The sequence below is a fragment of the Methylobacterium guangdongense genome, assembly GCF_038442355.1.
Classification (GTDB): Bacteria; Pseudomonadota; Alphaproteobacteria; order Rhizobiales; family Beijerinckiaceae; genus Methylobacterium; species Methylobacterium guangdongense.
This window is the reverse complement of record NZ_JBBXMX010000046.1, coordinates 1-10,019: the sequence shown is the minus strand read 5'-3', so window position 1 is coordinate 10,019 and position 10,019 is coordinate 1. Positions and strand designations below refer to the sequence as shown.

At 58.1% G+C, this 10,019-nt stretch carries 11 protein-coding genes; 3 read left to right on the top strand and 8 right to left on the bottom strand.

The window, feature by feature from the left end:
• Together AAHG09_RS31305 and AAHG09_RS32030 are read right to left on the bottom strand one after the other, a co-directional pair.
• Nucleotides 1-495 (bottom strand): relaxase/mobilization nuclease domain-containing protein (locus AAHG09_RS31305; RefSeq protein ID WP_342112191.1); only part of this gene is annotated, 495 nt, incomplete at its 3' end.
• A complete protein-coding gene (locus AAHG09_RS32030; RefSeq protein ID WP_412760117.1) occupies nt 492-899 on the bottom strand; it encodes a plasmid mobilization protein in 408 nt (135 codons plus the stop codon). The genes AAHG09_RS31305 and AAHG09_RS32030, both read right to left, overlap by 4 nt.
• 371 nt (nt 900-1,270) lie before the next feature.
• Here AAHG09_RS32030 and AAHG09_RS31295 point away from each other — a divergent pair, with 371 nt between their 5' ends.
• Entirely contained in the window at nt 1,271-1,705 is a 435-nt protein-coding gene (locus AAHG09_RS31295; protein WP_342112189.1) for a hypothetical protein, read from the top strand.
• A gap of 76 nt (nt 1,706-1,781) precedes the next feature.
• On the opposite strand, the gene AAHG09_RS31290 is transcribed toward AAHG09_RS31295, so the two are convergent.
• The 5 genes from AAHG09_RS31290 to AAHG09_RS31270 form a co-directional block, all read right to left on the bottom strand.
• The gene (locus tag AAHG09_RS31290) at nt 1,782-2,105 is read right to left on the bottom strand and encodes a hypothetical protein (protein WP_342112188.1); all 324 of its coding nucleotides are present in this window, start codon (nt 2,103-2,105) and stop codon (nt 1,782-1,784) included.
• The gene (locus AAHG09_RS31285; RefSeq protein WP_342112187.1) at nt 2,105-2,734 is read right to left on the bottom strand and encodes a nucleotide-binding protein; all 630 of its coding nucleotides are present in this window, start codon (nt 2,732-2,734) and stop codon (nt 2,105-2,107) included. Before AAHG09_RS31285 ends, AAHG09_RS31290 begins: the two co-directional genes overlap by 1 nt.
• Before the next feature lie 81 nt (nt 2,735-2,815).
• The gene (locus AAHG09_RS31280) at nt 2,816-3,205 is read right to left on the bottom strand and encodes a hypothetical protein (protein WP_342112185.1); all 390 of its coding nucleotides are present in this window, start codon (nt 3,203-3,205) and stop codon (nt 2,816-2,818) included.
• Between the two features lie 30 nt (nt 3,206-3,235).
• Nucleotides 3,236-3,919, bottom strand: coding sequence for a recombinase family protein (locus AAHG09_RS31275; protein ID WP_342112184.1), 684 nt, complete (start codon nt 3,917-3,919; stop codon nt 3,236-3,238).
• 126 nt (nt 3,920-4,045) lie between these two features.
• On the bottom strand, nt 4,046-7,240 hold the full coding sequence (locus tag AAHG09_RS31270; protein ID WP_342112182.1) for a metallophosphoesterase: 3,195 nt from the start codon (nt 7,238-7,240) through the stop codon (nt 4,046-4,048).
• Between the two features lie 513 nt (nt 7,241-7,753).
• Between AAHG09_RS31270 and AAHG09_RS31265 the strand changes: the two genes are divergently transcribed.
• Nucleotides 7,754-8,524: a hypothetical protein gene (locus tag AAHG09_RS31265; RefSeq protein WP_342112179.1), complete on the top strand. Its 771-nt coding sequence runs from the start codon at nt 7,754-7,756 to the stop codon at nt 8,522-8,524.
• A gap of 218 nt (nt 8,525-8,742) precedes the next feature.
• Here AAHG09_RS31265 and AAHG09_RS31260 read toward each other — a convergent pair whose 3' ends face one another.
• Nucleotides 8,743-9,615, bottom strand: a complete 873-nt coding sequence (locus AAHG09_RS31260) for a hypothetical protein (protein ID WP_342112177.1) — start codon at nt 9,613-9,615, stop codon at nt 8,743-8,745.
• A 130-nt stretch (nt 9,616-9,745) separates the two neighbouring features.
• Here AAHG09_RS31260 and AAHG09_RS31255 point away from each other — a divergent pair, with 130 nt between their 5' ends.
• The gene (locus AAHG09_RS31255; RefSeq protein ID WP_342112175.1) at nt 9,746-9,934 is read left to right on the top strand and encodes a hypothetical protein; all 189 of its coding nucleotides are present in this window, start codon (nt 9,746-9,748) and stop codon (nt 9,932-9,934) included.
• Nucleotides 9,935-10,019 lie beyond the last annotated feature (85 nt).

Genomic DNA, 10,019 nt, shown 5'->3' with positions numbered 1-10,019 from the left:
GCCCGCGAGCGGTGGCGATACGGCCGGATCGGTGAGATGTGAGGACCGGTCTGGCGCGATCTGGAACTCGCGTTCCAAGTCCCTCACGACCATCTCGCTGCGCCGAAAGTCGTGCGAGTCGCTGACCACGGTCCCGTCGCGCCTGACGCGCGATGAGCAGATATGAAGGTGGCGGTCGTCGTGCCTCACCACCGTAAAATCTTGGAATCCCTGGCGGACGGCCCACGCGATGGCAACGGCGCGCGCTGTCTCGTCCGAGGGTACGGCCGCATCCGGCCGGAAAGACAGGATGGTACGCAATCCTGCCTTGGTCAGGCGTGGGCGCAACGATCGAAGCCTCTCGAACGATCTTGCGATTTCCTGCGGCGACCGGCCGGGCAGGGTAGCGTGCAACAGCACGACCCTCGGTCGCTCGCGACCCTGATGATCCCTCGCCCCGAGGTCGTAGGCGATCACCCGTTCGAACTGCTCGATCTTGGTGCTGAGGGCGATCATGACGCATCGGGTGCCGCCCCGATGATGCGCAGGCCGAGAAGGTGCGCAGCGTCGTGAAGCTGGTGCAGGAGATCGGGTAGGACGCCGGTGATGATGCCGGCGGCGGCGGCTTCAGCGAGTTGGGCCAGATCCCCCGCCACGGCCGTCAGGACGGCTGCGGCGTCGAGTTCGGCCGCCGAGGGCGGCACGACGACGTTCGACGCTGAGGCACGCCGCAGCGCTGCTTCCCGGATGAAGGCGCGCAGGGCCATCCGAACCGCTTGGGCTCGGGTAGCGATGGCCCTCCATTCGGCCTCGCTCACGTCCAGATTGATGCGCTTGGTTCGAAGCGGTTCGCGCCTCGTCTGAGCGGCTTCGCCCTGCCTGCGGATTGCCTTCCGCTTGGCTTGATCCTGCTTTCGCACACCGTCCTCCGGGGTGACGAGCGTAGCGAGTTGCCCTTTGCCCAGCCGTATGGCTGGGCATGGCCTGAACTCACGCGCTACGTACTACGCAAGCGACATCGCTCGCTCGGAGGCTATTAGGTGAGCTTTCGCTCCCGCCAGCCTGCGGCCAAAGAAGATGTCTCGTGATTTTGTTGCGGATTCGCCGGTGTCCGCATAGCCCCCACAAGCCGCACAACTGCGACATGTTGTCAGACTGCTGCGAGATACGTGACCCTCATGCCTCATGGCCGTTCTAACGGCGATTTGAGGCCTTGAGGTCTCTTGTGGGATGGCAGCGAATATGACCGCGATAGGCGTGTCGCACGACGTAACCTCCGTTGGAGCTCGCCATGACCCCCGCCTTCCTGTCCCTCATCTGCACGCTGGTCGCTGCCGGAATCCTGACATTCGTGACGCCCATCCCGGCCTTCGTGCCGTTCCCGGATCTGGATCCAGACCCCCTGCCGGCCGATATTTCGGCCGCGGTCGCGCACGCCCGCGATCAGCAGTTAGAGGCAGAGAAGGCTCAGGATTGGGCCGAGCAGGTAGCCGCGGTACAGGGTAAGGAGGCGGCCAAGCTCCTCGTCGAGAACAACGCGATGCGGGCGCGCCTCAAGAGCGCAGACACCAAGATCAAGGCCCTCGAAGAACTCAAGCTGCCTGCCGCATTCGAGCTCGTGTCCAAAGCCGAGATCGGTAAGGCGGATGACGCCGAGGGCGGCGACGACGGCACCGAAAGCGCATCGTTGGACCACACTCCGAAGGGGCCGGGACGGCTGTTGTGAGGCCCGGCCGGGCTCGGCGAGCAAGCGGCAGGATTTGCCACTTGAACCAACTGCGCGAGCGGCCGGGCCGGGAGGGTCAGCGACCTGTGGTCAGGTCGGTGAAAGTGTGGCCTCGGGTGGCGAGGTAGTCCCGGACGGCCCGGCGTAGGATCTCCTGAGCCTGTACCCCGTCCTGCACCGCGACCATCCGCAAGGCCTTGAGCACGTCCTGGTGCGCGTACAACGTGACCTTCGGAAGCGTCTTAGCGGTGGCCGCAGGGGCGGGCTCTGGCGACACCTCGATATCGCGCGATGGCGCTATGGCTTCATCGCGATTTATCGATATATCGCTTTCTCTCTTTGCCGATACGTCGGCCAGCCGCTCCTTGCGCATGGCCGCCGTCATCTTTGGTGCCGCCATCAAGCCTTCTCCTCCAGCTTCGATTTCACCCATGCCCACAGCTCGGCGATCTCCTCGGCCGCCGGCGCCTTTGGCCGCCACTCCGTCACGCCAAGCCCAAGGGTCATCGCGTCGAGATGATCGGTTCGCAGCGCGATTGAGCCGGGGTAGAGAGGACCAATTTCCACTAGGGCCTCGGCCGCATCCTCGACCCGCGCGAAGGCCGACGCTTGGACTTGGTTCAGCACGAAGGCATAGGGGCGCTTCAGGATGTCGAGGCGTTCGGCTGTCCGGCGTGTGGCGGTCAGGTCCAGCAGGCTTGGCCGAACTGGCAACAGGGCAAGGTCGGCCTGCTGAAGGGCCACCGTGACCTCGGGGCCGATAACGCCGGCCGTGTCGATCACCACGAGCGTGGTCTTGCCGTGCGCCCGCAGGCGGCGGACCAAGTCGGCAAGGCCGGCCGCCTCGACCGGCTGGTAGATGATGTCCTTGGCCTCGCGGCGCTCGCTCCACTCTCGCAAACTGCCCTGCGGATCCAGGTCAACGGAAACGACGATCTCGCCGGCCTTGGCGGCGGCTACGGCGAGGGAGGCGGCCAGCGTGGTCTTGCCGGCGCCGCCCTTCTGCGCCGCCATCGTGAGAACCCGCATCGCGCCATCGCTCCATACCGATTTGTCGATAAAGAGCGATAGAGCGATATCGATGGATAAGGCAATGGGGAACGCCGGCGTTCAGTAGGCCGAGTTGTCGAAGGTGCGGACCGGCAGGCCCCGACGCTCATAGATCTCGCAGGACCGTCGATGGCTCCCCGTCATGTGCGGGCCGCGTGCGGTCTCGGCCTCGACGGCGATCATGTAGGCTGATCCAACGGGGCCCTGGCCCTCGCCCTTCGCGTAGGGCGCCGAGTTCGGGTAGCGCAGGTCCCACCATGCGCGGCGGACGTAAAAGCACTCGTAGATGCCGATGCTGCCATCCTGCGGATCGGGCTTTGGATCTGCCAGAGCGTCATCCCGAGCAACCGTAATGTACTCGCCCTCGCGCGGCACGGCCGGCAGTTCGAAATCCAAGGTGTATTCGGCCTCGCCGCCACCCGGTGGAACAACGATCAGCGTCACCTTCATGGGGTTCCCTCCTACCAGTCTCGGCTCGGCCTACCCTGCCCGTCCTAGAACGCGCTGGACCTGAGATGCGGACCATTCGCCGCCGCGAGCCGTGGTCACGCCCCGCTCGTTGAGGGCGGCTGCTACGGCCCTCAGACTCGATACGCCGGCCGCCTGGATGTTGGCGATCACCGGCAGCACGTTCGCAGCGAAGGCAGCGGCGGCACGTGCGTTGGCCTCTTGCCCTGCCTTGCTGGCCTCGGCGAGGTTCGTCCGGTTGCCGAGCCGTACGCCCTGCGCCTTCTTAGCGGCGAGAGCGGCCTTCGTGCGAGCCGAGATCATTGCCCGCTCCTTCTCGGCGAGGGCTGCGTACATATGCAGGACGAAGGGGTCCACGTCCTCGCCCAGTTCGGCGACCACGAACGGCACTCGCTGCGCGATCAGGCCGGCGATGAATGCCACGTCACGTGACAGCCGATCCAGCTTCGCGACCACCACCGCGCACTTGGCCTTACGGGCAGCAGCAAGGGCTGCGGCGAGTTGCGGACGGCGATCAAGGGCGTCGGCCCCCTTGCCGGTCTCCACCTCAACGTGTTCGGCTGTGAGAGTATAGCCGTGGGCCGATGCGAAGGCGGCGAGGGCCGCCCGCTGCGAGTCTAAGCCGAGACCGCTTTTGCCTTGGCGGTCGGTCGAGACCCGGAGGTAGGCGACAAGGGGACGGGTCGTCTCGGACATGGCGTGACGCCTCAATGCGTTGCATGATCATACCCACGTATGAAGGCGTTACGCAGACCGATCTTGCGATCAGATGTAATCGATATTTATAGCTCTACCTTGATGTTCAGCGCTGCATTACATACATTATATCTCATTATCTTTCTTCATCTTAAGCAAAAGCCTTTCGCGCTTTAGTCGAGCAATCTGTTTTCTTTTATTGTCGATCTTAATCTGGCGTGTTCCACCCCTAAGATCGGCAACAGCAGTAGCAAGTGTGTCTTCCAATGCCGAAAAATGATCCTCCTTAAGACGGTCTAATCGGCGAAGATGAGCTATATCGACTATAAGCGACCAAAGTAAATACTTGTTATCTCTAAGTCGGGACGCAAGATTTCTAATAGCCTGAGGCGTCGAAGAAAGTCTCAAATCTGCGATAAGACATGTCCTGAAAAAATCAAAAATCTTCGGTTCATTACGTTCTGACAAGGTAGGTTCAGTCAGTTGTCGTTCTAATTTCTCAGTTCCGAGAGAGTTAGAAATCATTCTAACATGCACATAAGGAAGTTGAACCATCATCTGACGTAACAGCGTCGCATCGCTCATGCCATGAGGGGCTTGTACCTCATACAATGCTCCATTGATGCGAACCTTACGTTCTCTTGCAAGCTTAGGAGCAAAGCGCAGGGCTGCGATCAGAAGCACTGACCATCCTCGCCAAATGGTAGAGAGATGCCTGCGCTTATCCGCGTCAGGTATCAGCTCCATATTCTTCACAAGGCCGGAATAAAGCAGAAGCGAAAGCGTTACCCTGTCACTATTTTTATCGACTTTTGGTCGATACATTTCCTGACGATCATCGCCATCAGCCGGTAAATCTAGATCAAGTTCTTCGTCTTTTTCCTGCTGCGTAAGCGGAGGTTGTGCTATGTCCTCTACAACTTGATCGACACCATCGGTTTTTTGGTCAAAAGGAATGGGAAGATTATCAAGCTGAGCAAGATCGATATCGCCAATATCTGAAAGCGCATCATTCAATATGGCCTTATGACGTTCAGAAATTAATTCAACAAGCTGCGTGTCGTTTCTGAGCTTTCCTGCGTAGTACTGAATTTCGTTTACATAGCTAAGATACCGCTCGTCAGCTATTACCCAGTTCTTGAATTCGACATCGACGGTCATTCTAAGAGCAATAAAATACTCGAGAACACCTCTATACCTAAAACTTAAGCGACCTTCTATTTTAGAAACAAATATACGCGCAGCCAAAAATTCAGATAGCAACTCATCCAAATTTACATATAAACCTCTCGCGTCAATATAAGATTTCATTTCGGCGCGTATGGCTTCTTTTGTTGGAACGTAATCTTCTTCTCGAGCCATCCAAGCAGCAAGATGAGATAGAAGGTCAGTCTTATTTGTATAATCGAAAGTTTCACGTCGGCTCTGATCTATAGATGCCTTTCTCAAAACTGAGTCGACGAACTGCTCCATCAAGACGGAGCGATTTATTGGAGAGAAATTGTATTTTTCCGACAATATCTCAATTAATATAGAACCGTTTGCAGCAGTAAAAGGCAGATTTATTTCTTTAAATTCTTCCTGTAAGCGATCAAGCCATGTTTCTACGTCAGTGCAGCGCTCGTCTTTAGCGAGCAATTGACGCATATCATTGCGCCTTAACTCTCTAATCTCGATAAAATCGAACCTGACAGGCATCTCAGGGTCGATGCATGCTCCCATTTTAGTAGCTGACCACAATGGGCTAGAAAGTACGTATCGAACTTTTGGGAAACGCGCGACGAACTCACGCAATATTCTCATACGACGAATATCACTAAATTGAACATCGTCTATGAGAACGCAAGCATAACTAAGTTTTAGAAGCGACTCGACGTCATTTCCATCTGGCGGAAGCTCTGAACCTGATTTTATTTTCCTCAGCATATTATCAGGACTGATCGAAATATCTCCAAAATCGATCATCATTGGCAGTCTTGGAAATTTTAATTCCGCAGAGTTTTGTAAAATCTGGTATCTAATTTCCTTCAAAATGGTAGTTCGTCCATATTCAGCTCTGGCATAAACTATTAGGTTGCTATCACCATTTATAATATCTTTGAATGGGATAGCAGTTTCTATTTCGACCTTCGCTTCGTCACCTACTGCATCGTCTATAAAAGTACGCCGCATTGGGGGAGCGACGAAGCGAGTGTGTATGTCCTCGTCATCATCTTCAGTTTTCTCACGCGCGAGCAGAGCCTCAAGTGCGGCGCCGGAGAGATGTTTTCGAAATATCTCTTCATCCACTGGCGTTGCAATTTTGCGAAAATGCTGACGTGCGTCCTGGGACGAGTACCAACGCCCGCCCTCCACTACATCAATACCATCGTCAAATTCGTTTCGATCTTTGAAATAAGAACGAACTAAGGTCTCAACATATTTTTCGCCTCTATCTAATGTGATAAGCGCATATCCATTATAGTAATTTGTTCTGGAAGAATATATCGCGCCAGCTTGGTCAGCGATAACGTCACCTTTCAACCCAATGATACGTTTTGGTTGAGGATCATGCATATGCCCAAATAGATGCAGATGTGCGTTGCGACTTATCTCACCTTCTAGATATCTACTAGATCTTTCACTAAGCCATGCAAATGGGTGGTGTGTTACAAAGATACGAAGCGACCCGGGGGTCAGAGCTCCCATAGCTTCCATTACTGCGTACTCAGGAACAACTAATTTTCCGGAGTCTTCTTCAAAAGATTTATGTCCACCTGCGGACAAAACTGCAGTGTTAAAGACGACTATGTCGACATTTATTGATGGTATGTAATCGACCGCCACAAAAGAATTATGGAGCTTTCGGCCTTTTGTTCTTTCGCCACTACAAAGATACCGCTCAAGCTCAAGATAATTTGCAAATTTATCGTTTACCGCCGCGTCAAACGCATTGGCTTCGTGAAGTTCATTGAATTTTTCAGTCTCGTTACTATTACCGATGATTTTTCGCCATTCATGAGTTGCATCTGCGTGCTTTTCCAAGCCAGACCAAGATAGGTCATGGTTGCCGGCTGCAATAAATATACGTTCATCACTGCAGCCAGTTGCTTTGGAAACTCTATCTATCAGAAAATCGTACGCTTCATCATGTCCATCAATGCCAGCTGCCTGTACTAAATCACCAGTAAACATAATTAGATCTGGCTTACGGTGACCAATACACAAAGTCTTCAGATCTTTTATCAAAGCATCGACAACGATACCTTGCTCGCGTTGTCGGCGCTTCGAGAAATGAAAATCGCTGATGTGGAGGAGGGTGAAGAGGGAGCTGTCGGGCATTGATCGACACTAAGGGCTATCGCCGAGCCCTACAATGCCAGGTTGATTGAGGGCACTCCGCCTCAAGTCGGCTGCTTATGAGACTGGCTCTCGGGCAAATTTGCCGGAGTGGGGGAAGTCAGCGGCATTAGCTACTTCGTCACGCAGAGGTTCATGCCAACCTCTGGCCGCCGCGCTGCCGGTTCTCCCCGAGGTATCTCGGCGTTAGGTCTCACAACAGCGCACGTTGACTTAGCTATGCCGCCCGGTCGACATGGACCATTCCGGTTGCGTTCGCCCTGGCGAGTCGTGAGCCGGCATCAGGAGAGATCAGCGCCGCGAGATAGACCCTGAAAAGCCAACGGCTCCCCGTCGCCAAACGGAGAGCCGTCGAAAACCTGGGCTTGTGAGAAACCCGGCACTGCTGCCCCTCACAAGCCACGTGACCCCATCGGGAGTCAAGCTGGAACCGCTGTTCCGGCAACAGGTAAGGCTTGCCTGGACCCTACCGCGGCCCGTGAGGGACCGGGTTTGATGTTTCACACCACCATGTCGGCCGCGATCGGCGGCGCGACGACACTCGCGCAGTTCGATCATCTGTCGCGCCAGATCTGGCAGGCCCATGCCGCCGCGACCGTGACCGACGCCGAGGCGCAGCGCCTTGCTGAACTGCTGCACGACCGCAGGAGCGCGATCCGCGAGGCCGTAGTGCCCGTCGGTATTCCGATTGGCCGAGTGACGCTGTTCCCACCCAAGCGTCTCCAGCGGGCTCCTGAGCGCTCCGTGGCGATCGAGCGCCGCCGCCGACTTGCCTGTTCCGGTCCGATGCCGCCCGCGCTGGCAAGCCGGTTCACCACCGGGCAGCTCGCGGTCCTGCGGATCGTAGGCGACGAGATGGCCCGGAACGGCGCCTGCGGGCTGTGCATCGACGCCATCGCGGCGCGGGCCGGTGTGTGCCGGCGATGGGCTCAGGCCGCCATCCGACTGGCTGAGGGCGACGGCCTGCTGACCATCCAGGAGCGCCGGTACCAGGGGCGGAAATCAGACCCCAACGTCCTCAGGATCATCAGCCGGGAGTGGCTGCAATGGCTGCGGCGGGGGGGACGATCCGCGGCCCCGGCGCTGTTCGGCGGTATAGGGTGCAGTGACGTTCGCCCCACGGATAAGGGAGATCCACAGAGGCAAGTTGTGGATGCCGAACCGTTCAAGGAGCTGCCGGAGCGGCAGGGTCGCGGTGACGACCCGCCATATTCAGAATCCGCGCGGGTGGCGATGTCACGGGTGGGGCGGGGCCTTCCCCGGTGACGGCTCCGATTCCCACCGCAGGAGGGCTCGCGCCCTGGCGATGATCGTTCGCATGTAGGTGACGGCTTCCCGCATGGCGGGCTCTACGTGGACCCAAGCGGCTTGCACCTGGCGAGCCGTATAGCCGAGGCGCAGGACCGCCAGGACGGCAGCGAGATCGCGGGCGGCACGGTCGCCACGGTTGCGCAACCTCGCCGCCCTGAAGGCTGTCTCGGCGGTCAGTGGTACGTGCTCAGGATCCACACTACGCCGTGATAGAGCGCGACCCCTAGGCCCATGCTCACCGCCGTGTGCCAGCCGGTCGCCCGCGAGATCTGCCACGTACGCCGCTCCAACGCCGCGCTCAGCCACTTCCCGACCCGCTTCAGGTCCGCCATGCAGGTCTCGAAAGTCCTCATCGACGCCACGTTCAGCTCTGCCAGGGCCTTGGCGTCCTGCGTGGCTGTCGCGAACCCGTCCTGTGCGTTGAGCGCGGTGTTCGCGATGCTGGTCTTGGCGGTCGCCTCGGCTTTCTCGATCGCGTTGATCGCCTTCGCCTCGGCTTGCGCAATCATGGATGTCGTGTCCGCTCCGAGCCTGCCCACGGCTCCTACCGCCGCGTTCCGCATGCCGTGCATGAGGACCAAGGCCTCCCGCTGGACCTCCTCGATGGTCTTGGTCATGGATGTCTGAGCCGTAGAGGCGATTCTTGTCGCCGTGTCCCGCATCTCGCCCATTCGGTGATAGGCGGCGGTCTCCACCCGCTCCATCAGCGCGTGCGCCATCCGTGAGGTCCGGGCCATCTCCTGGCGCGCCTCGGTTCCGGCCTGCCGGATCTCGGCTGTCAGCTCGTTGCTGACCTTCATGGCCCTCTCGATCGTGGAGATGAGCTTGAGCTGCACCATCGCCATGCGGGCCGTCAGCCGATCGTCCAGCCGCTTCTCGAAGTCCGCTATCCGGTTCGCTATCTGGCCCGCGATGGTCTCGGTCCGCTGCGTCCGGCCGAGGAGGGTGTCCACGTCCCTCCGGATGTCCTGCAGGAGTAGCAGGATCTTCGGGTCGTGCGGCTCCGGCGTGGCGGCGGGCTGTTTCGGCGTCGGTGTCCTTGCCATAACGTAATCCCCTTTTTTCTAGTGATCTCCAAGTAAATCCTTTGCCGAGTGACGAGCCCTTCATGGCTATTCCGTCGAGGCAAAAACTTATTCCTGAGATTGTGCCTGTTGATGCGAGATTTAGACGAACTTGAACGCCGAGGACTTCGAGCCCACGGCAGAAATCTGTGAGCGTACACCCGGTACCCAGCGCCGCTTGGACAAGCTGTTGCAGGCGGACCTTGGTAACGAGCACGCCGGTGCGCTCGGCCTGCACCCGCTCGCCGTGCGTGGGGCGGCCCGCGAGCGGTGGCGATACGGCCGGATCGGTGAGATGTGAGGACCGGTCTGGCGCGATCTGGAACTCGCGTTCCAAGTCCCTCACGACCATCTCGCTGCGCCGAAAGTCGTGCGAGTCGCTGACC